The 24817-nt window shown below is 70.5% G+C and carries 25 protein-coding genes; 3 read left to right on the plus strand and 22 right to left on the minus strand.

Annotated elements, in window-relative coordinates:
* Positions 1 to 247 precede the first annotated feature (247 nt).
* On the minus strand, positions 248 to 652 hold the full coding sequence (locus tag KHP12_RS11375) for a hypothetical protein (protein ID WP_211832891.1): 405 nt from the start codon (positions 650 to 652) through the stop codon (positions 248 to 250).
* On the minus strand, positions 649 to 1173 hold the full coding sequence (locus KHP12_RS11380) for a MarR family winged helix-turn-helix transcriptional regulator (protein WP_086885065.1): 525 nt from the start codon (positions 1171 to 1173) through the stop codon (positions 649 to 651). Before KHP12_RS11380 ends, KHP12_RS11375 begins: the two co-directional genes overlap by 4 nt.
* A gap of 42 nt (positions 1174 to 1215) precedes the next feature.
* On the opposite strand from KHP12_RS11380, the gene KHP12_RS11385 reads away from it, so the two are divergent.
* Together KHP12_RS11385 and KHP12_RS11390 are read left to right on the plus strand one after the other, a co-directional pair.
* Positions 1216 to 2157 carry an EamA family transporter gene (locus KHP12_RS11385; RefSeq protein ID WP_211832892.1) on the plus strand — a complete coding sequence of 314 codons (942 nt, stop codon included), beginning with the start codon at positions 1216 to 1218 and terminating at the stop codon, positions 2155 to 2157.
* Positions 2158 to 2230: 73 nt separating this feature from the next.
* Positions 2231 to 3346 (plus strand): AI-2E family transporter, encoded by a 1116-nt coding sequence (locus KHP12_RS11390; RefSeq protein WP_211832894.1) that lies wholly within the window; start codon positions 2231 to 2233, stop codon positions 3344 to 3346.
* A gap of 58 nt (positions 3347 to 3404) precedes the next feature.
* On the opposite strand, the gene KHP12_RS11395 is transcribed toward KHP12_RS11390, so the two are convergent.
* The 8 genes from KHP12_RS11395 to KHP12_RS11430 all read right to left on the minus strand — a co-directional run bounded on the left by KHP12_RS11395 (position 3405) and on the right by KHP12_RS11430 (position 12945).
* Positions 3405 to 3974 (minus strand): cysteine hydrolase family protein, encoded by a 570-nt coding sequence (locus KHP12_RS11395; RefSeq protein WP_244203406.1) that lies wholly within the window; start codon positions 3972 to 3974, stop codon positions 3405 to 3407.
* Positions 3971 to 5296 carry an MFS transporter gene (locus KHP12_RS11400; protein ID WP_086885876.1) on the minus strand — a complete coding sequence of 442 codons (1326 nt, stop codon included), beginning with the start codon at positions 5294 to 5296 and terminating at the stop codon, positions 3971 to 3973. The genes KHP12_RS11395 and KHP12_RS11400 overlap by 4 nt, the downstream gene beginning before the upstream one ends.
* 154 nt (positions 5297 to 5450) lie before the next feature.
* Entirely contained in the window at positions 5451 to 7184 is a 1734-nt protein-coding gene (locus KHP12_RS11405) for a hydantoinase B/oxoprolinase family protein (RefSeq protein ID WP_210610274.1), read from the minus strand.
* On the minus strand, positions 7181 to 9343 hold the full coding sequence (locus tag KHP12_RS11410; protein ID WP_210610273.1) for a hydantoinase/oxoprolinase family protein: 2163 nt from the start codon (positions 9341 to 9343) through the stop codon (positions 7181 to 7183). The genes KHP12_RS11405 and KHP12_RS11410 overlap by 4 nt, the downstream gene beginning before the upstream one ends.
* A gap of 165 nt (positions 9344 to 9508) precedes the next feature.
* A complete protein-coding gene (locus KHP12_RS11415; RefSeq protein ID WP_211832896.1) occupies positions 9509 to 10678 on the minus strand; it encodes a pyridoxal phosphate-dependent aminotransferase in 1170 nt (389 codons plus the stop codon).
* 12 nt (positions 10679 to 10690) lie between these two features.
* On the minus strand, positions 10691 to 11185 hold the full coding sequence (locus KHP12_RS11420; RefSeq protein WP_211832898.1) for an ATP-binding protein: 495 nt from the start codon (positions 11183 to 11185) through the stop codon (positions 10691 to 10693).
* A gap of 95 nt (positions 11186 to 11280) precedes the next feature.
* Entirely contained in the window at positions 11281 to 11994 is a 714-nt protein-coding gene (locus KHP12_RS11425; RefSeq protein ID WP_211832900.1) for a GntR family transcriptional regulator, read from the minus strand.
* A gap of 48 nt (positions 11995 to 12042) precedes the next feature.
* Entirely contained in the window at positions 12043 to 12945 is a 903-nt protein-coding gene (locus tag KHP12_RS11430) for an MBL fold metallo-hydrolase (protein WP_086883173.1), read from the minus strand.
* A 100-nt stretch (positions 12946 to 13045) separates the two neighbouring features.
* Here KHP12_RS11430 and KHP12_RS11435 point away from each other — a divergent pair, with 100 nt between their 5' ends.
* A complete protein-coding gene (locus KHP12_RS11435) occupies positions 13046 to 13909 on the plus strand; it encodes an AraC family transcriptional regulator (RefSeq protein WP_086883174.1) in 864 nt (287 codons plus the stop codon).
* On the opposite strand, the gene KHP12_RS11440 is transcribed toward KHP12_RS11435, so the two are convergent.
* From KHP12_RS11440 to KHP12_RS11495, 12 genes are all read right to left on the minus strand, one after another.
* Positions 13893 to 15140, minus strand: coding sequence for an SGNH/GDSL hydrolase family protein (locus tag KHP12_RS11440; RefSeq protein ID WP_086883175.1), 1248 nt, complete (start codon positions 15138 to 15140; stop codon positions 13893 to 13895). The two genes, KHP12_RS11435 and KHP12_RS11440, sit on opposite strands and share 17 nt — an antisense overlap.
* A 156-nt stretch (positions 15141 to 15296) precedes the next feature.
* Positions 15297 to 16337, minus strand: coding sequence for an MBL fold metallo-hydrolase (locus tag KHP12_RS11445; RefSeq protein WP_086883176.1), 1041 nt, complete (start codon positions 16335 to 16337; stop codon positions 15297 to 15299).
* Complete coding sequence (locus tag KHP12_RS11450) at positions 16334 to 17839, minus strand: class I adenylate-forming enzyme family protein (RefSeq protein ID WP_086883177.1); 1506 nt, start codon at positions 17837 to 17839, stop codon at positions 16334 to 16336. The genes KHP12_RS11445 and KHP12_RS11450 overlap by 4 nt, the downstream gene beginning before the upstream one ends.
* A 242-nt stretch (positions 17840 to 18081) precedes the next feature.
* On the minus strand, positions 18082 to 18402 hold the full coding sequence (locus KHP12_RS11455; protein WP_086883178.1) for an EthD family reductase: 321 nt from the start codon (positions 18400 to 18402) through the stop codon (positions 18082 to 18084).
* 25 nt (positions 18403 to 18427) lie between these two features.
* Entirely contained in the window at positions 18428 to 18805 is a 378-nt protein-coding gene (locus KHP12_RS11460) for a hypothetical protein (protein WP_086883179.1), read from the minus strand.
* Complete coding sequence (locus tag KHP12_RS11465) at positions 18802 to 19176, minus strand: nuclear transport factor 2 family protein (RefSeq protein ID WP_086883180.1); 375 nt, start codon at positions 19174 to 19176, stop codon at positions 18802 to 18804. The genes KHP12_RS11460 and KHP12_RS11465 overlap by 4 nt, the downstream gene beginning before the upstream one ends.
* 156 nt (positions 19177 to 19332) lie before the next feature.
* Positions 19333 to 19956 carry a TetR/AcrR family transcriptional regulator gene (locus tag KHP12_RS11470; RefSeq protein WP_086881089.1) on the minus strand — a complete coding sequence of 208 codons (624 nt, stop codon included), beginning with the start codon at positions 19954 to 19956 and terminating at the stop codon, positions 19333 to 19335.
* Between the two features lie 90 nt (positions 19957 to 20046).
* A complete protein-coding gene (locus KHP12_RS11475) occupies positions 20047 to 21195 on the minus strand; it encodes an acetyl-CoA C-acetyltransferase (protein ID WP_086881090.1) in 1149 nt (382 codons plus the stop codon).
* Positions 21196 to 21224: 29 nt separating this feature from the next.
* Complete coding sequence (locus tag KHP12_RS11480; protein WP_244202688.1) at positions 21225 to 22016, minus strand: enoyl-CoA hydratase/isomerase family protein; 792 nt, start codon at positions 22014 to 22016, stop codon at positions 21225 to 21227.
* Entirely contained in the window at positions 22013 to 22792 is a 780-nt protein-coding gene (locus tag KHP12_RS11485) for an SDR family NAD(P)-dependent oxidoreductase (RefSeq protein ID WP_086881092.1), read from the minus strand. The genes KHP12_RS11480 and KHP12_RS11485 overlap by 4 nt, the downstream gene beginning before the upstream one ends.
* Positions 22789 to 23565: an SDR family oxidoreductase gene (locus KHP12_RS11490; protein WP_086881093.1), complete on the minus strand. Its 777-nt coding sequence runs from the start codon at positions 23563 to 23565 to the stop codon at positions 22789 to 22791. Before KHP12_RS11490 ends, KHP12_RS11485 begins: the two co-directional genes overlap by 4 nt.
* Positions 23562 to 24794 carry an acyl-CoA dehydrogenase family protein gene (locus KHP12_RS11495; RefSeq protein ID WP_086881094.1) on the minus strand — a complete coding sequence of 411 codons (1233 nt, stop codon included), beginning with the start codon at positions 24792 to 24794 and terminating at the stop codon, positions 23562 to 23564. Before KHP12_RS11495 ends, KHP12_RS11490 begins: the two co-directional genes overlap by 4 nt.
* Between the last annotated feature and the right edge of the window lie 23 nt (positions 24795 to 24817).

Raw genomic sequence — 24817 nt, forward strand, 5'->3', positions numbered from 1 at the left:
AGCGCGAGCCCGCCGGGACGGGCCCCGTCCCGCTCGCCACGGGAGCGAGCCATAGGTTGAGCCAGTGGCAGCCTCCAGAGAGATCTTCGCAATCGATGCGCTACAGAACCTCCTGACCGATGCCTATGCCGCACCGGTCGCCGTCGACCGCTGGGAGCGGATGGAGCCGTGGACCGTGGCCAGGGTCTGGCTCCGAAGTGCTGTGACGGTTCCGGACTCCGTCGTTGTGAAGTGGGTATCAGGCGGGCTACGGGACGCCCGTACTGCTTCGTGGCGGCTGCGTACCGAGCTGGCCGCGCTTCAGTTCCTCGGCCAGGACCTCGGGACCGGCCTCGCTCCCGGTGTCGTCGCCGCTGATACAGCCGCCGGTTTCCTCGTCCTGGAAGACCTGGCGCCGCGCGTGAGCCTCGATCAACTGCTGCGACGGGACGGCGCGGCAGCGCACGGCGACCGACTGGCCGCGTTCGCCCGCGCCCGCGGTGCGCTCAGCGCGGCCACCGCCGGGCGAGCCGCGGCCTACTACGCCCGCCGGGCCCAGCTGGGACCGGTGGACCCTGCGTCGGTGGGCCGACTCCAGCTCAGTACGGTTCGACCGCGGCCGGAAGGCCGGAGTCGAGCAGGCGGCTGTGCGGGCCCGCGCGGGGCGGATCACTCGTGGCGGGGAGGACGGGGGTCTTCCAGGCGGGAGAGCCACGTCGTGAGCAGCGCTTCGAGCGTCTCGGCCTCCGCGGGCGTCAGCAGGTTCAGCAGGTGGCGTTCGTTGCGCATATGGTCGGTGAACGCCCGGTCGATCAGTTCGCGTCCGGGTTCGGTGAGGGCGACGATCCGGCCGCGCTGGTCGTCGTCCGCGCGGCGGCGGGTGACGAGTCCGGCTCGTTCGAGGCGGTCGATTCTCTTGGTCATCGCGCCGGTGGTGACCATGGTGTGCGCGGCGAGCTCGCCAGGGGCGCGTTCATAGGGTTCGCCGGCGCGGCGCAGTGCGCACAGGACGTCGAACTCCCCCTCGGTGAGGTCGTAGCGGCCGTATACGCGGCAGAGTTCTTCGGTGAGTTGACCGGCCAGGCGGTGCAGTCGGCCGATCACTCCCTGCGGAGAGGTGTCGACGTCGGGCCGTTCGCGGCGCCAGTCGGCCTGGATGCGGGCCACGCGGTCCAGCGGTTGCCGATGTTCCATGGAAGACAAATATAGCTTCCCGGGAAGCTATATTTGTCTTCCATGGAAGCTAATGCGCGTTGGGTGGCGCTGACCGCGGTCGCGCCGGTGGCATGGGGAGCCAACTACTTCGTCACGCACGAATTCCTCCCCGCCGGGAGCCCGCTGTACGGGGCCGCTCTGCGGGCGCTGCCCGCTGGGCTCGTCCTGCTGGCGTTGTGCCGGTGGCGTCGGCCGCACGGTGCGTGGTGGTGGCGGTCCGCGGTGCTGGGATCGCTCAACGTGAGCGTGTTCTTCGTCCTCGTCTACGTCGCCTCCCAGCTGCTGCCGACGAGCGTCGCGGCGACCGTCATGGCGGTGTCCCCGCTGACGATGACGCTCATCGCCTGGCCCCTGGTGTCCGAACGGCCCCGGACCGCCCATCTGTCCGGTGCCGTGGTCGGGCTCGCCGGGGTGTGCCTCATGCTGCTCACGGGAGCGGAGGGGGTGAGCGTGCCGGGGGTTCTCGCTTCGGCGGCCGCCATGCTGGTGTCGTCCTTCGGCCACATCCTGACCAAGCGGTGGAGCGCCCATACCGATGTGCTCGCCTCGACCGCCTGGCAGCTGACCGCCGGAGGGCTGTTCCTGCTTCCGGCCGCCGCGGTGGTGGAGGGGCCTCCGCCCGCGCTCTCCACACCGGCGCTCGTCGCCTTCGGCTATGTCTCCCTGGCCGCAACCGCGCTGGCCTTCACCGCCTGGTTCACCGGGCTGCGGCATCTGCCCGCGGGGACCGTGGGTCTGATCGGGCTGCTCAACCCCGTCACGGGCGTGCTGCTCGGCACAACGGTCGCCACGGAGGTGCTGACCGGTCAGCAACTGTGCGGACTGGTCCTGGTACTGGCCGGAGTCGTCCTCGGCCGGCCCACCCGCGCGGGCCGACGTGGCACCGGCCGGACGCCCGCCCCACCCGGCTCTCACCCGCGCCCCGCACGGGATCCCTCGCCGTCCCGCTCCCAACCCCGGTGAGGCCACTGGGAGTTTGGCTAGGGTGTTCCTGAAAGGCAGCGCCGGGAAGCCCTTATGAGGTACGGGTGGCCCCATGCCACGCACGTTGAGTTCCACGAAAACCCGCGCCGCGCTCCGCGAATCGTCGCGTATCTCCCTCGAATTGCTTTTGATCCTCGTCATGGCCACGGCGGTCCTATGGGCCCTGGGCCAGATGTGGTCGGTCATCTGGCCGCTCGTCGTCGGCCTGCTCCTCACGACGCTGACCTGGCCCCTGGCCCGCCTTCTGCGCGGGTGGGGGTGGCCTCCCGCGCTGGCCGCCTCGGTCGTGACCTTGCTGTTCCTCCTGGTCGCCACGGGTATCGTGGCGCTGATCGCGGTGCCCGTGGCGTCCCAGTCCGGTGAACTGGCCGACGGGGTGACCGAAGGCATCGAGCGGGTGCGTGAGTGGGCCGCCGGGCCGCCGCTGAACATCGACGATGCCCAGATCGCGCAGGCCACCGACAGCGCGGCCGCCCGGTTGCAGAGCAGTGCGGGCAGCTTGGTCAGCGCTGTCGTCGCCGGAGTGAGCACCGTGGTCGACGGTGTGATCACCGCCGTCCTGGCGCTCTTCTTGATGTTCTTCTTCCTCAAGGACGGCCCGCGGTTCCTGCCGTGGCTCGCCCGTCAGCTCCCCGGCCGGCTCGCCATCGACATCCCCGCCGTGGCCGCGCGCAGTTGGGACACCCTCGGGGCCTTCGTGCGTTCCCAGGCGCTGGTCGGCCTGCTCGACGCCATCCTCATCGGGCTCGGACTGTGGGCTCTGGGAGTACCGCTGGTGCTGCCGCTGGCGGTCCTGACCTTCATCTCCGCGTTCATTCCCGTCGTGGGGGCCTTGTTCGCGGGTGTGGTCGCGGTGCTCATCGCGCTGGTGTTCAACGGTCCGACGGACGCGCTGATCGCCCTGGCGATCATCGTGGTGGTGCAGCAGCTCGAGGGCAATGTGTTCCAGCCCATGATCCAGAGCCGCGGCCTCGGCCTGCACGCGGCGGTCGTCCTGCTGGCGGTGACACTGGGCAGCAGCCTGGCCGGGATCGTGGGCAGTCTGCTGGCCGTACCGGTGGCCGCGCTGATCGCGGTGGCCTGGAACTACGTGCGCGAACAGCTCAGCCACCCGCCACAGGAGCCGGAGAGCGACGAGCAGCCCGCGGGTGGCGCCGTCGTGTCGTAACCACTCGGCGTCGTCCAGGACGCCGGGGGCGAGGCCCCCGGCGTCCTGGGGCGGATCCTCACAGCGCTCCGAGCCAGGACTCCACTGTCATGACCCGCGCGCCACGTGCGGGGAAGACCCGCTCCATGAAGAAGTCATGGACGTCCGCCTCGGCGTCCGCGCAGGCGTCGCTCAGGACGGTGGCCCGGTAGTCGCGGTCCAGGGCGTCGTAGAGCGTTCCCGCGACCATCGCGCTGCTCGCCACGCCTGTCAGCGCGAGCGATTCGACATGGTGGGCGCGCAGCACCAGGTCGAGTTCCGTTCCGGCGAACGCGCTGGTGCGGCGCTTGGTGATGACGACATCCTCCGGTCGCGGTGCCAGTTGCGGAATGATGTCCGTCTCCCCGGATCCCTCATGAAACAGGGAGCCGGCCTGGTGAAACGCCGTGAACAGGGTGTTGTTCTCGGAGACATCGGCTCCCGATACCCGCAGCTCCGTACGCACGAGGACGACGAGGAAGCCGTGCTCGCGAGCCGCGCGTACCAACTCCCGCATGGGAGGCACGGGCGCTCGGCTGAACGGATGGTTGGCGAGGATGCCCGTCTGCATATCACCGATGATGAGTGCGGTGTCGGTGCGGCCGGTCACCCGATCTTCTCCGTGTCGTGGGGCTGGGGCAGTGGATCCCGGGCGGTTGACTGTTCCGCCTTTCGCCCGGCCGTCAGCAGGATCACCAATCCGGCGGCGAGCATCAGGGCGATGGCCAGGAGGGCGTAGGTGAAGTCGCCGGTCGCGTCCGCGATGGCGCCCGTCATATAGGGGCCGATGAAGCCGCTGACGTTGCTCACCGAGTTGATCAGCGCGATGCCCGAGGCCGCGGCGGCACCGGTCAGGCACAGCGGCGGCAGCCGCCAGAAGTGCGGCATGGCGGTGAAGACGCCGGAGACGCTGACGCAGAACGCCCCGATGAACAGGACGTCGTTGTGGGTGAAGGTGGCCAGCAGCAGGCCCACGACACCGAACGCCAGGGGTACGGCTGTGGAGAACACCACGGACCGGCGCGCCGCCACCTTGGCCCAGGCGAGCATGGCGACGATGGCGATGGCCGAGGGGATGCCGGCGAGCAGCACGCTGCCGACATCCGAGATGTTGGACGCGTTCCCGGTGAGCGTGGAGATCATCGTCGGCAGGAAGAACGCGATGGGGTACAGGCCGAAGACGATGGCGAAGAAGGCGAAGGCCAGCATCCACACGCGTCCGCTGGAAAGCGCCTGACGCATCCCGGTGAGCGCGCCGTGTGCGTTCTGCTGGGCGGTTTCCAGGGTGAGTCGCTGCTGGATGGCGTCCTTCTCCTGGGGCGTCAGCCACTTCGCGTCGGCGGGGCGGTCCGGCAGCAGACCGTAGATCAGGGTTCCGGACAGGACGGTGAAGAGGCCCTCGGTGAAGAACAACGATCGCCACCCGGCGTACCCGGTGAGCTGTTCACCCCAGGACAGCATGGCCGCGGCGAGGGGCGATCCGATGATGCCGGACAGCGGAATCATGATGAAGAAGATCGACATGGCCCATGTCCGCTGTCTCCTGGGGAACCAGAAGGTCATGTACAGCAGGATTCCGGCGGCCAGCCCGGCCTCCGCGAAACCGAGCAGGATTCGCATGACGTAGAGCTGGGCAACGCTGTGCACGGCCGCGGTTCCCATGGTGACGAGGCCCCAGGAGACCAGGATCCGGGTGATCCATTTCCGCGCTCCGAACCGGCGCAGCATCATGTTGCTGGGGATTTCCACGAGGATGTAGCCGATGAAGAACAGGCCGGAGGCCAGGCCCATCTGTCCGGCGGTGATGCCGAGGCTCTTGTTGAGCGACTGTGCCACGTAGCCGAGATTGGCACGGTCGATGTAGCTCATCACGTAGGCGAGGCCGATGAGCGGGATGATGCGGATGCCTACTTTGCGCCATACACGACGCATGTCATCGTCTGTCATTGTCAGGGCGGTGACCTCGGCCATGACGGGGTCCTCTCGGTGAGCGGGGTCCGAGGATGGTGAGGTGGGGGGTGGATGGTGAGTCGGGGGCGGGGACGGTGAGTGGGGGACGGGACCGTGAGTTGGGGCGGGGACGGGGCTAGCGGCGCCCGGCGGCGCGCCGTCGCCGTGTCGCTGCCGTGTCGACCGCGCCGTCCGGAGTGACGACGACTCCGTAGTCGCGGATCGCGCCGGAGGCGGTGACCTTCCCGTCCAGTACGTCTTGCAGGACACGGTCGGGATCCCGGGTGAAGGGGTCCCCGTGGCCGCCTCCGCCGGCGGTGACGTGCCGGTGGCGTTCGCCGGCGGCGAGGAGCTGGACGACCTTGGCGGGGAGTATCTGCTCCAGTGGGGTGCCGGGGTTGAGGATGTTGGACGACGGCGTGCCCTGGGCTCCCCCGTCGAGGCCGTAGGGCAGGTGGGTGCGCCGGTCGGAGCGGATCTGCACGGACACCGTGGGAGCGAGCACCGTCATGTCGCGGAAGGTCGACAGGCCGCCGCGCCACCGGCCGGGGCCGCCGGTGTCGGGCAGGTAGCCGTAGCCGTCGATGCGCACATGGCCGGACTGCTCGAGTTCCTCCACCGGTACATTGGCCAGGTTGGCGCCGAGCGGGCTGACGCCGTCCACACCGTCGCGATCGGGACGGGCTCCCCAGGCCCCGCACAGGATGTCCCACAGGACGTTGGTGGTTCCGTTCTCCCCGGTGATGCCGATGGCCACGGAGTCCGGGCCGCCGTCGCCCGCGGCCGGGACCCGGTCGGGGAAGACGGGGGCCAGCGCGCCGAGGACGGTGTCGATGATGCGGTAGGCGACCAGGCCGCGGGCGCCACGGGCCGAGGGCCTTCGGCCGTTGAGGATGGAGGCCGGGGGAATCGTGAAGGTGAGGGGCCGGTAGAAGCCGCTGTTGGCCGGGATGTCGGATCCCAGGGCGCCCTGGATGGCCGCGTAGGAGGCGGACCGGGTGAAGGACGCGGTGGCGTTGAGGGCCGAGGCGACCTGGGGGGAGGACCCGGTGAAGTCCACGTGCAGGGTGTCCCCGGTGATGGTGACGGTGACGCGAAAGGGGATGGGCGGCGAACCCATGCCGTCGTCGTCGATGAAGTCCTCGAACGCGTAGGCACCGTCGGGTGCCTCGGCGAGCGCCGCGCGCAGCAGGGTCTCGGAGTAGGCGAGGAGTTCCTCGTTCAGTGCGGCCAGCCCGTCGGTGCCATGGCGTTCGGCCAGTGCCCTCAGCCCCTCCCCGCCCGCGTGACACGCGGCGAGCTGTGCTTCCAGATCGCCACGGAGCAGCTCCGGCTCACGTACGTTGCGGAGGATGAGCGCGAGGAAGGTCTCGTTGAGCGTGCCCGCGTCGTACAGCCGGGACGGCGGTATCTGCACGCCTTCCGCGAAGATGCTGGTGGACTGCACCGCCATGGATCCCGCGGCCCAGCCTCCCACGTCCACGTGGTTGACGACGGTGACCGAGTAGCCGAGCAGCTGCTGCCCGGAGGTGAACACCGGGGCGATCGCGAAGATGTCGGGCAGGTGCATACCGCCCAGGTCGGGATCGTTGAGCAGGTAGACGTCGCCCGGGCGGACGGAGTCGCCGAAGGCCGTGAGCACGGCGCTCATGGCTTCGGGAATGGAGCCGAGGTGCACCGGACAGGTGTTGGCCTGTGCGATCACCCGTCCCGAGGCATCGCACAGCGCGGCCGAGAAGTCCATGCTGGAGGCGACGATCTGGGAGTGCGCGGTACGCAGAATGGTGATCGCCATTTCGTCCGCGAGTCCGGTCACCGCGTTCCGGTAGACCTCGAACGTGGCGGCGTCGCTGATCGGGCGCGGGCTCATGAGGCTGCCTCCGGGGCTGCGGTCGTCCAGCTGATGACGATGTTGTTGAAGCGGTCGCGGTGGGCGGTGGCCGCCGGCGGTACGAGGGTGGTGGAGTCCATGTCCTCGATGACGAGGGGGCCTTGCCGGGGCTCCGGCGACAGTGCGGCGCGGGGGATGACCGGCGTCGGCTCGGTCCGGTCGAACCGGCACTCCCGGGTCGTTTCGGCCCGGGGCGCCGAAGTCGTTTCGGCCCGGGGCGCCGAAGTCGTTCCGGCACGGGGCGCCGACGGCGGCAGGCTCAGGAGCCGCTCGACGCCGACGGGGTTGCGCACCCGCCCGCGGACGCGGAGGTTGACGATCTCCACGAGCTCGTCGGTACCGGCGCGGCCGTAGGTGCGGTGGTGCTCGGCGTGGAACCGCTGCCGTACGGAGGCCATCAGGCCGGAGTCCAGCGTCCCGTCGGGGACGGTGACGGACAGCTCGAACCGCTGACCGCGGTAGCGCATGTCGAAGACCCGCTGTACCTCGGTGTGTGCCGAGGGGGCGGTCTCCCGCAGGGCCTCGGTGACTTCCTTGGCCATGCGGTCGAACTCCGCGCCGAGCAGGTCGAGCGCGTCGAGGTCCGTCCGGTGGGGCACCACCGCCTGCCGTTCGGTGTCGGCGACGAGGAGCCCCAGACTGCTGAACAGCCCGGTGTGCACGGGGACGATGACGGTGTCGATGCCGAGCTCCCGGGCGATGGCCGCGCCGTAGAGGGGCCCGGCACCGCCGAAGGCCACCATGACCGCCTCCCGCGGATCGCGGCCGCGTTCGCTGGTGACGGCCTTGACGGCCTTGGTCATGCTGGACACGGCGACCTCGTAGGCCCCGCGCGCGGCCGCCGGGATGTCGACGCCGAGGTCCTGGGCCACCGGGGCGATGGCCCGCCGGGCAAGGTCCGGCTCGATGGCCACGCGTCCGCCGGCCAGGGCCCTCGGGCTGAGGTAGCCCAGGACCACATTGGCATCGGTCAGCGTGGGGCTGGTCCCTCCATTGCCGTAGCATGCGGGACCGGGCCGGGAGCCGGCGCTCTCCGGTCCGACCCGCAGGGATCCGGCGACGTCGGTGGAGATGACGCTGCCCCCGCCCGCACCCACTTCGGCGATGTCGATGGAGGGCACGCGCAGCGCGTATCCCGCCCCCTTGCCCATGCCTCGGGTGATGTTCATGCCCCCGCCGACCTCGTAGTCACCGGCGACGAACGGCTCGCCGTGCTCGATGAGGGATGCCTTGGCCGTGGTGCCGCCCATGTCGAAGGCGACCACCGAGTCGAGGCCCATGAGCTGGGAGAGTTTCCGTACGGCGATGACGCCGGCGGCGGGTCCCGACTCGATGATCTGTACCGGGCGCCCCACCACCGAGGGTGCGTCGAGGAGCCCACCGCTGGACTGCATGATCATCAAGGGCGCGGAGACGCCCGCCTCCCGCAGCCCCTCGCCGAGCGCCGTGACATAGTCATGGACCTGGGGCCCCACATAGCTGTTGACGACCGCGGTACTGGTGCGCTCGTACTCCTGCATCTGCGGCGTGATGTCGACGGAGGCGGTCACATAGGTGCCGGGCAGGAGGGCCCGCAGTTCGGCGGCGACTCGGCGCTCCTCCTCGGGACGGACATAGGAGTTGATCAGACACACCGCCACCGCCTCGATGCCCGCGGCCCGGATCTCGTCTGCCACCCGCGCCAGTTCGGCGGAGTCCGCCGGGGGCTCGAGGTGGCCGTCGGCGGTGATGCGCTGGTCGATCTCGTAGCGGTGGCGCCGGGGAACGAGCGGGGTCGGCCGCTGCCAGGAGAGGTCGTACAGCAGGGGACGGCGCAGGCGCCCGAGTTCCAGCACGTCCCGGAATCCCCGCGTGGTGACCAGGGCGGTATGTGCTCCCCGCATCTCCAAAATGGCGTTGGTGGCCACCGTGGTGGCGTGCAGCATCGCCGTGACCTGGTGCGGAAGCGCGTCCGCCGCGGAGAGCGCGGCCCGGGTTCCGCCGAGGACGCCGCTGCCGAAGTCCGGCGGTGTGGAGAGGACCTTCACGGGGACGACCCGGCCATCCGGGCCCAGGGCGATGACATCGGTGAAGGTCCCGCCGATGTCGGCGGCGACGCGCCAGCTTCCGTCGCGATCGGTCACAGCGGGTCCTGACATGTTCGGCTCCTTGAAAGGCGGCCCTGGAGGGGGCTCCCTCGCGCCACCCCTCCGGCAGTTGCGATGACCATAAGGCAGATCTGAGATCTCAGCAATGAATGAGTAAGATCTCTTTGTTGTCCGTGCGACACCTCGCCGTACCGCGAGCGTCGACTCCCCTTCCCGCTACTCCGCGGCGGACAGCCGGGACGCCACGCCGCCCCCGCCCCCACTCCCCCGCCTCAACTCCCCGAGCCGCCGCCCCACTTCCTCGAGGTCGGCGGCGGACCCCCCGTACACCATGCGGACATGCGTATCCGGCCCCGCGAAGGCGTCCCCCGCGATGGCCGTCATGCCGTGGTCCAACAGCAGCCGCTCCAGCCGTCGCCCGCGGAATCCGAGCGGGGCGCAGTCGACGAAGACGAAAACGCCGGCGTCGGGGCGCACCGAAGCGAGGCCCGCGCTCTCCAGCCCGCCGCGGAGGATGTCACGCCTGGCCCGCATGGTGGCGAACTCTTGTTCGATCCAGTGTTGCGGGCCGGTCATGACGGCATGGGCCGCGGCCTGGGCCACGTCGCCGACGTTGATGGCATCCCATTCGAAGGCATGGTGTATCGGCCTCAGCAGATGGGCGGGGGCGTGCACATAGCCGACCCGCCAGCTGGTGAAGGCGTAGTTCTTACTGAGACTGGTGACGGTGACCAGGTCCGGATGGTGATCGCGCAGCAGCATCTGCGGCACATAGCCGGGCCCGTCCCATACATAGCGCTCGTAGGACTCGTCGGAGAAGACGATCAGACCGTGGCGCGCGGCGATGTCCAGAAGCTGGCAAAGCCGCTCCCGGCTGGGCACATAACCGGTCGGATTGTTGGGGTTGCAGATCAGCAGTGCCCGGGTGGCCGGAGTGATCGCGGCCTCGACGGCCGCCGGGACATGGTCCCAGCCGCGGCCCTCGTCGGACGGTACGTACACCGGCCGGGCTCCCGCCAGGCGGATCATGCCGTCGAAGAAGTAGCTCGGAGCGGGGATCACGACGTCGTCGCCCGGCGACAGCAGAGCCCTCAGCGCCACGCTCATCCCGTGCTGGGCGCCGTGGGTGATCAGCAGTTCGCGCCCCGGGTCCACGGCGAGCCCGTACGTGGCCTCCAGACGCGAAGCGATCGCCTGGCGGAGTTCTTCGGACCCGCGGCTGTTCCGGGGGAACACCTCACCGGCGGCGGTCCGCGCCGCCTCCACGACGTGTTCCGGCATGGGCAGCATCGGCACACCCCGGAAGGGGACCATGGCCACATGGTGCGGCGGCGCCGTCCGGGCACGGTCGGCGAGTTCGAGCGCCGGCAGACGTTCCAGCTTCATCAGGGGTTCCCTTCACGGATCGTGGTGCGCCGGGAAGCCGGGCAGCCGGGCCCAGACGGTCTTGCCATCGGGATGCCGTTCGGCCGTCAGACCCCCGCCGTATTCGGTGAGCAGTGCGTCGACGATCGCCGTTCCGCGGCCATGGGTGGCCTCCGGGGAGGCGGCCGTCGGCCTCGGAACGTCGCGCGAGTTGTCGCGGACACCGAGTTCCAGCGTTCCGTCGTCACCGAGCCTGAGAGTGACGACGATGCTCGGTGTGAACACACCGGCGTGGTTCACGGCGTTGGTGACCAGCTCCGAGGCGATGAGGCCGATGGTGTGGACCAGCTCGCCTCCCGCCGGGATTCCCCATTCGAGGAGGGTCTCCACCAGGGCACTCCGGACCCCGGGCACATCAGCGGCGGAAGGCGGTAGCGAGAAAGTCCGGTCGGTCCGGCAGAGCGCTGTGGTGTTCATAGTGATCATCTCGATGTGGCGGCGGGCGGGAGTCTGGAATTCCACCCCCATCTAAGATCTTAGATCTCTATACTGAGATCTTACATCTGCTCGGAGAACCACTTCAACCCCCCGGGGAACGCGAAACCGAACCCGGCCCTCCGGGATCAGGTGACGCTGATGCTGACCTCGGCGAGCGACGCATGGGACACCAACTGGTCGATGATCTGCTCCTGGGCGGTCCGCGTTCTGGCGCCCATGGCCGCACGGGCCGCGGCCGGGTCACGGTCCCGGATGGCCTCGAGGATCTCCCGCCGCTGATGCGCGGCCGGCTCCGAGAAGGGCAGGGACTTCAGCGTGATCCGCAGGACTCGCTCCAACTCGTCGAAGACCCGGATGACCGCCTGGGCCAGCATGTCGTTGCCGCACCGGTTGGCGATGATCGCGTCGAACTCGAGGTTGGCGCGGAGGAACGCGTCGAGACTGGCCGGGTCCCCCGTCTCGTACGTGACCGACAGGAGCTCCTCCATCCGGGCGAGATCGCGCCCGGGGCAGCCGAGCTCCGCCGCGAGACCCGCCGCCTCGACCTCCAGCAGCCGACGGAAGGCACAGAGGTCGCGGGTCCCCTTGAGGGTGACCGGCAGGATGCGGTAGCCCGAGCGGGGCAGCGCCTGCACCAGACCGTCCCGCTGCAACCGGGTCAGCGCCTCCCGGGCGGGCATCGTGCTGGCGCCGGCCCGGCGCGCGAGGGTCGACTTGGTGACATGAGCGCCGGGCTCCAGATCGAGCTCGATGATCTGGCGCTTGATGGTGGCGTATGCGCGCTCGGTGGCGCTGAGGCTCGGATGATCTTCGCTGAGGATGGCCGGCAGGTACTTCACACTTCTACTTTAGCGCAATTGCGATCCCACAACCCCAGCCCGGAGATCTCAGCTCCGCCCGACGAGGGTGAACCCGCCGCCTCCCCGCCGGACCTCCACGGCGCCCGTGGCACCCGCGAAGTGCGCGGGAACGAGCAACTCCCTTTGATCGGCCGCGCGTCGCAGCACGCGCAGTCGGCTCGCCACCGCTTGTTCCGAGTCCAGGCAGGCGTTGCTGTTGCAGCAGGGCTGGAGGATCTGCACCGGGCTGTGCAGCAGGTCTCCGACGAAGACGGCCCGGTCGCCGCCGGAGTCGAGCCGCAGCACGGACGAGCCGGGGGTGTGGCCGGGCGCGGACTCCAGGGTGAGGTGCTCGTCGATGCGGTGGGAACCGTCCCACCGCACGGCCTGTCCGGCCCGGTGGATGGGCGCGACGCTGTCCTCGTAGATCAGCCGGCCGTCCGCCTGCGAGCCGTTGCCGTATCCGCCGTCCGGCCCGAAGTGGACGTCGTCGGCGGCCGGGATGAGGTACTGGGCATTGGCGAATGCCGGTATCCACTCCCCGTCCGCCTCGACGGTGTTCCCGCCGACATGGTCGATGTGCAGATGGGTGTTGACGACGACGTCGACGTCCTGCGGGCGGACACCGGCCTTCGCCAGGCAGCCGAGAAGATCGCCCTGCCAGTGGTGGAACGGCGGCGAGCCCGGCCGTTCGCGCCCCTTGCCCACTCCGGTGTCGACCAGGACGGTCCGCCCGCCGCTGCGCAGCACCCAGGTCTGCAACGCGATCACCAGCCGGTCGGTATCCGGCTCCCAGTGGTCCGGCACCAGCCAGTCCTCATTGTCCTTCCACACCTCACCGGCGGTCTCCGCGACCAGACCGGAGACGGGCACGAACGGGCCCTGCCACTCCACGACCCGGATGACCTCGACATCGCCCAGCACGAGGCGGTGCACACTCTCGTTCGTCATGCACTCGACCCTAGGAAGGCCGTAAGAGCCTCTCCATGCGCATCCGGCTCACTGAGATACGCATCCGTCTCATGTGTCATACGGAAGATACTCTGCATCAATGGATGTGGTGAGCGACGCGATCTCCGCCATGCGTCTGGGGCACCCCTCGTCCCGCCGGTTGCGGATGAACGGCGGCGGGTGCACGCGGCTTCACTCGTTCGGCGGCGCGGGCTTTCATGTGGTGCTCAAAGGCGGTTGCCGGCTGCTGCCCGACGACGGTGACCCGGTGTCCCTCGGCGTGGGTGACGCGGTGCTGCTCCCCCATGGCACAGGCCATGTGCTCGCCGACTCCCCGGCCGAGACGGAGATCCTCTGCGGCCAGTACCGGCTGGACTGTAGCCGCATCCACCCGCTTCTCGCGGAGATGCCCCGGGTCGTCCACCTTCCCAGCCGTGTGGGCGGCCACCTCGAGCTGCGCGCCGCGATCGACCTGCTCGCCGGTGAACTGGACGAACGCCGGCCCGGCTCCTGCATCGCGCTGCCGAACCTGCTCGATCTGCTCCTCGTCTACATGATCCGTTCCTGGATGGCCGAGGCCACCAGCGGAGCCTGGCCCCGCGTCCTGGGCGACCCGGTGACGGCCGCCGCGCTGCGGGCGCTGCACTCGGATCCGGCCGCCCCGTGGACCACCGAGCGCCTGGCCGGGGAGGTGAACGTCTCCCGCCCCACCCTGGCGCGCCGGTTCACCACCCTGGTCGGGCGCCCTCCGATGGCGTACCTCACGTGGTGGCGCATCATTCTCACCGCCACCCTGCTCCGGGACACTTCGGACACCCTGGCCTCCATCGCCGACCGGGTCGGCTACGGCAGCCCGTACGCACTCTCACACGCCTTCCAGCGGGAGTTCGGTACCACCCCGGGCCGGTACCGCAAGGCGGCGGCCCGGGGTGGAGAGGGGCAGGGGGTCAGCGGTCGCAGTTGAGGGCGTGGAGGGGGATGGCGTCGCTCATCACGCGCATACCGGTGTCATTGGGGTGGAGGTGGTCGCCGCTGTCGTAGGCGGGGAGCATCCGGGTGGGCGCCGCGGGGTCCTGGACGGCCTTGTCGAAGTCGACGACCGCGTCGAACTCGCCGCTGGTGCGGATGAAGTCGTTGACCTGTTGGCGGACCGTCTCGTCGACGGCCTCGTACTCCCGCCAGCCCTCGTACGGCATGACGGTCGCCCCGACCACGCACGTGCCACGCGCGTGGGACCTGGCGATGATCTGCCGGTAGCCGGCGATGAGGTCGTCGGCGGTGGGGCCCGGCGTGGCCTTGATGTCGTTGATGCCCTCCAGCAGGACCGTCGTGCGCACACCGGCCTGGGAGAGCACATCCCGGTCGAGTCGCTTCAGCGCGCTCTCGGCCGAGCCGTCGGCGAGGATCCTGTTGCCGGAGATTCCTTCGTTGGCGACGCCCTTGAGCCGGGAGCGGGGGTCGGCGAGCAGCCGTCGGGCGAGGAAGTCCGGCCAGCGGCGGTTGGTGTCCTGAGTCGAGGCGGAGCCGTCGGTGATCGAGTCGCCGAAGGCGACGACGGCGCCGGTGCCGCGCGGGGGCCGTACGACGGCGGCGTCCAGGTAGTACCAGGAGGTGATCTGCTGGGTGTAGGCGGCGGGATCCTCCTCCGCGGCGTGGTCGCCGGCCGGTGCGACGTACTGGGTCGCGCGGGCCCCCTTGTGGCCGGTCGCGAGGGTGCCCGCGCCGCGCACATAGAGGCTGATGGCGAGGTCGGACTGGGGCTGGACGCGGCCCGGCAGCGGATCGCTGTACACGACGCCGCCCACCGGTACGGTCACCGACGACGCGCCGCGGAAGGTCAGCCGTCCGTTGCTGCCGGGCACGACCGCCGCCCCGGACTCGCGTACACCGGCGTAGGCGTGGCCGAAGGTCACCGGCTGGTCGCCGTAGGCGTTGGAGAGCCGGATCCGCAGGTCCCGGCCGCCGACGCTGGTGTGGACGACGAACCGGTAGGTCAGGTCCTGGGCGGCGGTTCCCGCCGGGTACGCGCTGGAGGCCCAGGTGACGACGGAGGAGCGCGGGGCGGGGGGTGTCACGGACTGGGCGGCGGACTGGGCGGCGTAGGACTCGGTTCCGGTGGCCACGAAGGCTCCGAGGGCGGCGGCGGTCGCGGCCAGGAGGCCGAAGGCGCGTGCGGGTAAGCCCGGTCTCTGCATGATGCGGCCTTTCCTTCTCTCGACAGTTCAGTGATCGGATGAATTGATACGCAATTCCGGTCCGGCTGTCGAGAGAGAGGGCCAAACTGCCCGGGATCAGCCGCTCACCACTTCCATGGTCATCGGATCTATTCGATGGACGTATGGACGGCGTCGTCAGCGCACGCGCGTGTACCGATGCACACCGTCGGCGCGGGCCGCCGTCACCCGGCCCCGCAGCACCAGGACGTCCAGATGCGCGGCCGTCTCATGGACCGCGAGCATCTGGTTGAAGGCGCTCAGCTCCCCGAACGGCACGGCCCGGCGCGTCCATCCGAGCTTCCGCGCCACGGCGTGGGCGTCGAGCGTGTCCTCGCCCAGCGCCGTCAGGCTCCGGGCCAGCCGGTCGTCGTGGTGGGCGAGCAGTTCGGCGACCCGGGTGTGGGCGGAGTCGGCGACCGGTCCGTGCGCGGGCAGCAGTCGGGCGTCGGCGTAGCGGGTCATCAGCCGCAGCGAGTCCAGGTAGTCGGCGAGCGGGTGGCCGCCCGGCTCGGCGAGTTCGAAGCCGATGGACGGGGTGATGTGGGGCAGGACGTGGTCCCCGGAGAACAGCAGCCCGCGCTGTTCGTCCAGGAAGACCACATGGCCCTTGGTGTGCCCCGGAGTGGGCACGACCCGCAGTTCGCGCTCGCCGAAGCGCAGCGTCTCCGCGCCGAGCCAGTGATCGGGGGCCTCCCAGAGGCTCGGGTCGTAGCCACCGTGGTCCATCGCCTCGATGCGGTCGGCGAGTTCCCCGGCGCCCGCCGCCCGCAGGGTCCGCAGCGAGCCCACGGGCTGGTCGCTGCGCAGCCGGTCGAGCATCTCCAGGCCCGGGCGCTCCCCCGCGCCGAGGTAGACGCGCGAGCCGAGCAGCCGGCGCAGCTCCACCGCCTGGGTGTAGTGGTCGCGGTGGATGTGGGTGACCAGGATGTGGCTGATGTCGCCGGGGTCGCGGTCGATGGCGGCCAGGGCCTCCTCGAGCGTCTTGCGCGCCTCGGGAATCGCCCAGCCCCCGTCGATCATGACGATGCCGCCGTCGTCGTCCAGATCCTCCAGGAGGTAGACATTCACGGCGTGCAGGCCGTCGTTGGGCAGCGGCAGCGGCACGCGGTGCACCCCGGGCCCCACGGTCTGGATTCCGGCCGTCGCCCATGGAGCCTGGTCGAACCGCGCTGTCATGATCCTCCTTCGCGGGTGTGCAGCCTGACGGCCAGGTCCCGGGCCCCGCCCCGGTCGAGCTTGCCGACCTTCGTCTGGGGCAGCTCCTCGACGTCGTAGACGTACTCGGGCCACTTGGTCTTGGACAGACCGACGCTCTCCAGATGGCCGGTCACCTCGGCCAGTTCGACGCCGCCACCGTCCTCGGCGACGACGAGCAGCGCCACGCGTTCACCGAGGACATCGTCGGGGACCGGCGTGACACAGGCCCTGGCCACGCGCGGATGGCTGGCGACCGCGCGCTCGATCTCGGTGATGTCGATGTTGCGGCCGCCCCGGATGATGATGTCCTTCTCGCGGCCCATGATGGTGATGGTGCCGTCCTCGTGGACCATCAGCAGATCGCCGGTGGGCAGATAGCCGTCCGCCGTGAGCGCGGGTGGATCGGTTCTGCCCTCGCGGGCGTACCCGAGGTAGAGGGAAGGGCCGCGGACCTGCGCCCGGCCGGTCACCCCCGGTCCGGCCACCTGACCGTCGGAGGTGAGCGCGCGCACGTCCGTACCCGGGAAGGGGCGGCCGTCCCTGCCGAGCCGGATCTCCTCGGGGTCGTCGGGGCTCGGCGTGGTGTGGCCCAGGCACTCGGACATGCCGAAGACGCGGAGGATCTTCGTGCCCAGGGACCGTTCGGCCCGGGCCAGCGCCCCACGGTCCATGGGCCCGCCGCCGACGGTGATCGACCGGACGCCCCGGAGGATGCCGGAGCCGGCCGCTTCGGCGCCCATCTGCAATGCCATGGTCGGTACGCACATGGTCCATCGGACGCCCGCGTCGGCCATCCGCCGCAGCGCGACCGCCCGGTCCCACTTGCCCGTGAGGACGAGCGGCCCGCGCAGCAGGAGGGAGAGATAGACCCCGAAGCAGTAGGCCGCGGTGGACGACAGCGGCACGATCGCGGCGATGGCGTCGCCCGGCGCCAGCCCGTTGGCGTCGATGGTGCTCGTGGCGGCGTAGCGCAGGGCCCGCTCGGACTGTACGACGCCCTTGGGCCGCCCGGTCGATCCGGAGGTCAGACCGATGAGGGCGCCGCCCGACCAGCGCGACACCTCGTGTCCGCCGGGTACGGACCGGCACGCCCAGCCGTCCAGCACCGTCCGCGCCGGGCCCGGCAGCCGGGTGTGCACCGTCCACTCGTCCATCGCCGAGGGCTCGGCGACGACGGCGTCCGGGCGGATGTCCTCCCACGCGGCGGCGAACTCGGCGGGTGTGGTGTGCCGATTGACCACCGCGAGAACCCCGCCCCGCAGGCCCACGGCGAGGGTGGCGGCGATGGTGCGCCATGAGTTGTCCGCCTGGACCAGGACCGTGCCGACCGATCCGTCGGCCGCGTCGGCGGACAGCGCTCCGGCCAGCCGTACGGCCTCCTCGAACAGTTGCCGGGCCGTATGGCTGCCGGTGTCGTCGATCACGGCGATGAAGTCGGCTTCGTCCGCCTTCTGCTGGAACTCCCGCACTACCTGTCGCATCCTGCCCCTCGTTGCGCTGTGCCGAACTCCGTTTGCCGAAACGCTTTGGTGTCTGACCTGCCGCCGGACCGGGCCGGGCGGCCTAAGCGCTTCGCTGGAAGTGCCCCGACCTGCCGTCGATCGTCTGCGGCGCCGTCGTGGCTGGTCGCGCCCGCGCGGCGGAGCCGCACATCGACACAGCCCCGCGCCCCTTCGGGACGCCACCGAACCGCGGCCGACTTCCACCGATCCGCTGAGAACGCTCAGGCGGCGAACATCTCCGCCTCGTGCCCCATGACCGCGATCCGGCGGCCCTTCATGTCGCCGACCTGGGCGACGGCATCGGCCCACTCGGGGCTCGCGAGGGCCTTCCTCAGGTCCTCGGGGGAGTCGAAGCTGAGTACGGAGATCCCGTCCCAGCCCTCGGAACGCGGCTCCAGAGCGGCGTCGATCTCGGTGTGGCGCCAGGCACGCAGCCCGGGCAGGCGGTAGGTCAGCTCCGCGTGGTCGCCGCGCCACCACGTGATGAATTGTTCATGCGTCCACTCCGGGGGCCGGGCCGCCAGCAGGACCAGGTTGTACATGACAGTGCTCTCCATGGGGTCGAGGTCAGGTGAAGCGGATCTCGGATGAGCGCCCGATCAGCAGGCGCTGAAGCCGGCCTGCGTCGTTCACCCGCCCGGCGGCGACGAAGGTGGCCTCGGGGACACCCGCGCGGCGCACCTCGCCCAGGAAGAGCTCGTCCTGGCCGAGCGTGGTCGCCGACAGCAGATGGTGGGTGCGGGTGCCCTTCTCACGCTGTTCGAGATAGCCCACCAGGGCGGCGCGGTCCCCGGCGAAGTCGGTGGCGTTGCCGTCGCCGGTGGAGAACAGGATGGACAGCGAGAAGTCGTCGCTGATCAGGTCGAGAATACGGGACGGCTCATCGCCGTCGAGAATCTCGAACCACGCGGTGAGGAAGGGGGCCGCGGCCGGGGTGTCCGTCATGCCCGGCTCCCGTCGCCCTGCGGAGCCCAGTCGACCAGTTCGAACGAGGTGGTGAAGAAGGACTGGTAGCGCGCGATGAGCCCGCCGGGCGAGATCACCGCGGCCGAGAGGAAGGAGCCGGTGTACCGCCCGGCCTCCGTCACCACGCCGTACACGGTCTCGAGGTCGCCCTCCCGGCTGTGGCGCAGGATCTCATGCGACCGTTCCTTGGGATTCCGGCCGGCGATGTACGCGGCGAAGTCCTCCTTGGACTCGCCGGTGATCTCGCTGCCCGGCAGGGCGATGAGAAAGCGGAAGTCGGGTTCGAGCAGGTCCAGCGTCCGTTCCGGATGCGGGCTGTCCATACTGGCCATGTACGTGCGCAATGCCATGAGACCGGGGCTCCCAGATCAACCTGAGTTCAGTTCAATTCAGTGATCTGGATCGTAATCCGGGGGAAACGCGGCTGACAAGAGTCCGTACGGACGCGAAACGGCCCCCGGCGGATATCCGCCGGGGGCCGGAACGGCAGGGGGCCGCTCAGGGGATCAGGTGGCGACCATACGCACGCAGGCGCCCTCGATCAGTTCACTGACCTCCGACAGCGGCGTCGGCCCCGAGGGCCGGTACCACCGCCAGACGCTGACGATCAGACCGAGCACCCCCGAGCCGAGCAGTTGCGCGTCCCGGAGCGGGAACGCACCCATGGACATACCCTTCACCAGCAGGTTCGTCCAGTTCCGCTCGACGAGCTGGACCAGCTTGCGGGCCTCGACGCGCTCGGCCTCCTCCCGCTTGGACTTGCGCGTGCCGGAGAGCAGGTCCATGTGGTTGTGCAGGATCCGCATCTGGAGGACCTCGTGGTCCGAGACGTCGTAGGCCGCGCGGATGGCCGCCCGGAGCGCCTCGGTCGGATCCTCGACGCCCTCGGTCGCCTCCGTGAACTTGTCGTGGGAGCGCTGGAGCTCCAGCCGCATGATGGTGAGCAGGCAGTGCGTCTTGGACTCGAAGTAGTGGTAGAGCGCCGTCTGCCCGATGCCGACCCGCTCGGCCACGGTGGACCACTTGGTGGCCTCGAACCCCGTCTCGCCGAAGCAGTCGACGGCGGCGGCCAGGATGGCGGCACGCTTGGACCTCGGTCCCGCTTCGGGTTCAACGATTCTCGTCGCCATGCCTCGTCTCCTGGCCGCAGTCCACCTTGTCCGTACCCGAGAGTAGCCCCAAGCTGAACTCAGTTGCCAATCGACGTGAATGGGCCGTGTTCAAAGGCGCTCCACTACCGTCGCGTTCGCCATGCCGCCGCCCTCGCACATCGTCTGGAGGCCGTAGCGTCCGCCGGTCCTGCGCAGTTGGTGGACGAGCGTGGTCATGAGCCGGGCGCCGGTGGCGCCGAGCGGATGTCCGAGCGCGATGGCGCCGCCGAAGGCGTTGACCCGCTCCGGGTCGGCGCCGATCTCCTTCTGCCAGGCGAGGACGACGGAGGCGAACGCCTCGTTGATCTCCACCAGATCGATGTCGCCGATCGCCAGTCCGGCCCTGTCCAGGACCTTCTCGGTGGCGGGGATCGGACCGGTCAGCATGTGGATCGGATCGGAGCCGACGACGGCCATGGTGTGCACGCGCGCGAGCGGGGTCAGGCCGTGGCGGCGCACCGCCTCCTCGGAGGCGATCAGCAGGGCGGCGGCGCCGTCGGAGATCTGGCTGGAGACGGCGGCGGTCAGCCGGCCGTCCTCGGTGAGGCTCTTCAGCCCGGCCATCTTCTCCAGGGTGGTGTCGGCGCGCGGCCCCTCGTCGGCGGTGAGCCCGAAGGCCGGGGTGATCTCTTCGTCGAAGGCGCCGTCGGCCTGGGCGGCGAGGGCCCGCTGGTGGCTGGTGAGCGCGAACTCCTCCATCTCCGCGCGGGAGATGGCCCATTTCTCGGCGATCAGCTCGGCCCCTCGGAACTGGGAGACCTCCTGGTCCCCGAAGCGCTCGCGCCAGCCGTCCCCCGCGAACGGGCTGCCCATACCGGCCTGTTCTCCGACGTACATGGGGCTGGCGATGGGCACCAGGCTCATCACCTCCACCCCGCCGGCGACCACCAGATCGGCGGTCCCGGAGCCGACCGCCTGGGCGGCGAAGTGCACGGCCTGCTGGGATGAGCCGCACTGGCGGTCGATGGTGGTGCCGGGGACGTGCTGGGGCAGCCCGGCCGACAGCCATGCGGTACGGGCGACGTTGCCGGTCTGCGCGCCGATCTGGCTGACGCAGCCGAAGTACACGTCGTCGACGGCGCCCGGGTCGGCCCCGGTGCGCTCCAGCAGGGCGCGCAGCGCGTGAGCGCCGAGATCGGCGGGGTGGACGCCGCTGAGCGCGCCCTTGCGGCGGCCGACGGGGGTGCGGACGGCTCCGACGATGAATGCTTCCGACACGGTGGGGCTCCAGGGGTTTCGGGCGGGAGTCAGGTGCTGGGGGCGGCGGATGTGAAGTCGGGTGTCCGTTTGCCCAGGAAGGCGGCGACACCCTCACGGCCGGCGGCGGAGGCGGCCGCGGCGGCGATCGCACGGGCCTCGCGGTCCAGGTGCGTACCGAGGTCCGCGGTCAGCCCGGTGGCGACGAGGCGTCGGGTGGCGCCGAAGGCGGCGGTGGGTCCGTCGCGCAGCGCCTCGGCCGTGCGCAGCGCCTCGGCGGCGAGCCGGTCGGCGGTGACGACCCGGCTCACCAGTCCGATGTCCTCGGCTTCCGCCGCCGCGATACGGCGGTTGGTCAGCAGCAGGTCCAGGGCCCGCTTGGGGCCGACGAGCCGGGGCAGGAACCAGCTCACTCCGGCGTCCGGTGAGTAGCCGATCCGGGTGTACGCGGTGGTGAAGGAGGCGTCGTCGGCGGCCAGGGTCACATCGGCGGACGCGGCCAGGCCGATACCCGCACCGGCCACGGCTCCCTGGACGGCGGCCACCACGGGCGCGTCGCCCGCCGCGAACGTGCGCAGCGCTTCGTGGAGCGCGCCGGTCACCGCGATGAGGTGCCGCTCCAGTGGCTCTCCGGAGAGCCGGGAGAACTCCCCGAGGTCGCCGCCGACGCAGAAGGACTTCCCCTCACCGGTCAGCAGCACGGCCCGGACGGACTCGGTGGCGCAGACCCGCGCCGCGTCCAGCAGCCCGTGTGCCATGTCCAGCCCGATGGCGTTGCCCGCCGCGCCCCGGCGCAGGGTGACACGGGCCAGGCCGTCGTCGATCTCGATGCCGACGCTCATCGCGCGGTCCATCCGCCGTCGACGGTCAGGACCTGGCCGGTGCAGTACGAGGAGGCGTCCGAGGCGAGGAACAGCAGCGCGCCGTCCAGTTCATGGGCCCCGCCGCCGCGCCGCAGCAGGGTGTTGCGCTCGACCCAGCGGCTGGAGCGCTCGTCGCCGAAGAGGTCCGCGGTCATCTCGGTGCGGAACCAGCCCGGGGCGAGCGCGTTGACGCGGGTTCCGCTCGCGCCCCACTGACCGGCCAGCTCCCGGGTCAGCCCGATCAGCCCGGCCTTGGACGCCGCGTAGCTCGCGCCGCCCAGCGGGGCGGCGGTGACCAGGCCGAGGATGGAGGAGACGTTGATGACGCTGCGGGGCGGGTCGCCGTCCACGGCGGGAGCCTCGGCCACCAGGCGCGCCAGGTGGAAGGGGGCGGTGAGGTTGACGCCGAGGACATCGGCGAAGGCGTCCGGGGATTCGTCCTCGGCGCGGGTCTCCCCGGACGTGGCCGCGTTGTTGACCAGGACGTCGATGCGGCCGGTGGCCCCCAGCGCCGTCCCGGTCAGCCGCGCGCGGTCGGCGGCGAGCGAGACATCGCAGGCGACGGGGTGGATACGGGTGTCGGAGTCGGCGAGTTCGTTCAGCTTCTCGACGCGCCGGGCGGCGGCGAACACGGTGGCCCCGGCCTGTGCGAGGACGGCGGCGAAGCGTGCGCCGAGCCCCGCGGAGGCGCCGGTGACCACCGCCGTCCTGCCCCGGAGCGAGAACAGCTCCGCGGCGGCGAGCGGCGCGCTCATCCCTCCACCCCGATCGGCAGGGCGGTCGCGCCACCGTCGAGCACCAGGGTCTGGCCGGTCATCCAGGAGGAGGCGTCGGTGGCCAGGAACAGCGCCGCGTGTGCCACGTCCTCGACCGTGCCCAGGCGCCGCAGTGGCAGCTTCGCGGTGAGGATCGGCTCCCGGACCTCCCACACCGCCCGTGCCAGCTCCGTCTTGATCAGTCCGGGGGCGATGGCGTTGACGCGGGCGCGCGGCCCGAGTTCGTAGGCGAGCTGCCGGGTCATGTGCAGCATGGCGGCCTTGGTGGCGTTGTAGTAGCCGATGTGCGGATCGACGATGAGCCCGCCGACGGAGGCGATGTTGACCACCGCTCCCCCGTGCTCGGCCATCCAGGCCCGCCAGGCACACCGGGTCCAGGCGATCATGCCGTACTGGTTGACCCGGACGGTCTTCTCCGCGCGCGGCAGGTCCAGGTCGAGCAGATCGCCGTGGTACGGGTTGGTTGCCGCGTTGTTGACGAGGACGTCGACCCGGCCGAAGCGGGCCATGGTCTCCTCGACGCACCGCTCGGCCTGCTCCGGTTCACCGGCGTTCGCCACCACCGTGTGTACGTCACCGTCGCCCTTGACGCGCAGCAACTCCTCGCGCGCCTCGGCGAGTCCGGCCGGTTTGCGGGCCGCGATCACCACGTGGGCACCGGCCGCCCGGTAGGCGGTGGCGATGCCGAGGCCGATGCCGCGGGATCCGCCCGTGATGACGGCCACCTTGCCGTCGAGGCTGTTGGCGCTCACGCTGCCCCTGCCTTCGTATCGGTCTTCTTCTTGTACGGCGCGAGCTCCTGGCGGGCCACCGTCCGCAGATGGACTTCGTCGGGGCCGTCGGCGATCTTCAGTGCCCGTGTGATGGCGTACAGCCGGGCCAGTACGGTGTCGTCGCTGACCCCCGCCGCGCCGTGCGCCTGCACCGCTCGGTCGACGACCTTGTGGGCGACCTCCAGCGCCGCGACCTTGATCGCGGCGACCTCCATACGGGCGGCGGCGTTGCCGGCGGTGTCCATCAGCCAGGCCGATTTGAGGACGAGGAGCCGCAGCTGCTCGATCTCGATGCGGCTGCGGGCGATCCACTCCCGGACCACGCCCTGGTCGGCGAGGGGTCCGCCGAAGGCGACGCGTTCGGTGACGCGCTCGCACATCAGCCGCAGGGCGCGCTCGGCGAAACCCACGGCGCGCATCGCGTAGTGCATCCGTCCGGGACCGAGCCGTCCCTGGGCGAGCGCGAAGCCCTCGCCCTCGCCGACGAGGATGTTCTCCACCGGCACGCGGACGTCCTCGAAGAGCACATCGCCGTGTCCGAGGCGGTCGGTGTAGCCGAACATCGGCAGGTCGCGCAGGATCTTGACGCCCGGGGTGTCCCTGGGGATGAGCAGCATGGACTGCTGCCGGTAGGTGGGCGCCTCCGGGTCGGTCTTGCCCATCAGGATGATCAGCTTGCAGTCGGGGTCGAGGATCCCGGAGGTGTACCACTTGCGGCCGTTGACCACGTAAGCGTCGCCGTCGCGGGTGATACGGGTGCGGATGTTGCGGGCGTCGGAGCTGGCGACCTCCGGCTCGGTCATGGCGAAGCACGATCGGATCTCCGCGTCGAGCAGGGGCCGCAGCCAGCGTTCCTGCTGTTCGGGGGTGCCGTACAGCGCGAGCAGCTCCATGTTGCCGGTGTCGGGCGCCGAGCAGTTGAACACCTCGGGACCGATGATGGATTCGCCCGCCAGCCCGGCGAGCGGCGCGTATTCCAGGTTGCTGAGCCCCGCGCCCCAGTCGCCGTGCGCCATGAAGAGGTTCCACAGGCCCTCGGCGCGGGCCTTGGCCTTCAGCTCGGCCATCACCGGCGGCAGGGCGTGCGGATCGTCCCCTTCGGCCAGTTGCCGGTCGTACGTGGCTTCCGCGGGGAAGACGTACTCGTCCATGAACGACCGCATACGGTCTTGGAGTTCACTCGCCCGTGGCGAGTATCCGAAATCCACGAGTGCTCCTGTTCGGTGGGGTA

This window comes from Streptomyces asiaticus (genome assembly GCF_018138715.1).
Classification (GTDB): domain Bacteria; phylum Actinomycetota; class Actinomycetes; order Streptomycetales; family Streptomycetaceae; genus Streptomyces; species Streptomyces asiaticus.

Coding starts and splice junctions, on each gene's coding strand:
- KHP12_RS11430 (WP_086883173.1), bottom strand. CDS start 12,945: ATGACGAACGAGAGTGTGCACCGCCTCGTGCTGGGCGATGTCGAGGTC.
- KHP12_RS11405 (WP_210610274.1), bottom strand. CDS start 7,184: ATGAGCCCGCGCCCGATCAGCGACGCCGCCACGTTCGAGGTCTACCGG.
- KHP12_RS11460 (WP_086883179.1), bottom strand. CDS start 18,805: ATGACGGACACCCCGGCCGCGGCCCCCTTCCTCACCGCGTGGTTCGAG.
- KHP12_RS11465 (WP_086883180.1), bottom strand. CDS start 19,176: ATGGCATTGCGCACGTACATGGCCAGTATGGACAGCCCGCATCCGGAA.
- KHP12_RS11440 (WP_086883175.1), bottom strand. CDS start 15,140: ATGCAGAGACCGGGCTTACCCGCACGCGCCTTCGGCCTCCTGGCCGCG.
- KHP12_RS11380 (WP_086885065.1), bottom strand. CDS start 1,173: ATGGAACATCGGCAACCGCTGGACCGCGTGGCCCGCATCCAGGCCGAC.
- KHP12_RS11445 (WP_086883176.1), bottom strand. CDS start 16,337: ATGACAGCGCGGTTCGACCAGGCTCCATGGGCGACGGCCGGAATCCAG.
- KHP12_RS11485 (WP_086881092.1), bottom strand. CDS start 22,792: ATGAGCGCGCCGCTCGCCGCCGCGGAGCTGTTCTCGCTCCGGGGCAGG.
- KHP12_RS11450 (WP_086883177.1), bottom strand. CDS start 17,839: ATGCGACAGGTAGTGCGGGAGTTCCAGCAGAAGGCGGACGAAGCCGAC.
- KHP12_RS11480 (WP_244202688.1), bottom strand. CDS start 22,016: ATGAGCGTCGGCATCGAGATCGACGACGGCCTGGCCCGTGTCACCCTG.
- KHP12_RS11455 (WP_086883178.1), bottom strand. CDS start 18,402: ATGTACAACCTGGTCCTGCTGGCGGCCCGGCCCCCGGAGTGGACGCAT.
- KHP12_RS11415 (WP_211832896.1), bottom strand. CDS start 10,678: ATGAAGCTGGAACGTCTGCCGGCGCTCGAACTCGCCGACCGTGCCCGG.
- KHP12_RS11390 (WP_211832894.1), top strand. CDS start 2,231: ATGCCACGCACGTTGAGTTCCACGAAAACCCGCGCCGCGCTCCGCGAA.
- KHP12_RS11400 (WP_086885876.1), bottom strand. CDS start 5,296: ATGCGTCGTGTATGGCGCAAAGTAGGCATCCGCATCATCCCGCTCATC.
- KHP12_RS11420 (WP_211832898.1), bottom strand. CDS start 11,185: ATGGGGGTGGAATTCCAGACTCCCGCCCGCCGCCACATCGAGATGATC.
- KHP12_RS11410 (WP_210610273.1), bottom strand. CDS start 9,343: ATGTCAGGACCCGCTGTGACCGATCGCGACGGAAGCTGGCGCGTCGCC.
- KHP12_RS11470 (WP_086881089.1), bottom strand. CDS start 19,956: ATGGCGACGAGAATCGTTGAACCCGAAGCGGGACCGAGGTCCAAGCGT.
- KHP12_RS11435 (WP_086883174.1), top strand. CDS start 13,046: ATGGATGTGGTGAGCGACGCGATCTCCGCCATGCGTCTGGGGCACCCC.
- KHP12_RS11385 (WP_211832892.1), top strand. CDS start 1,216: ATGGAAGCTAATGCGCGTTGGGTGGCGCTGACCGCGGTCGCGCCGGTG.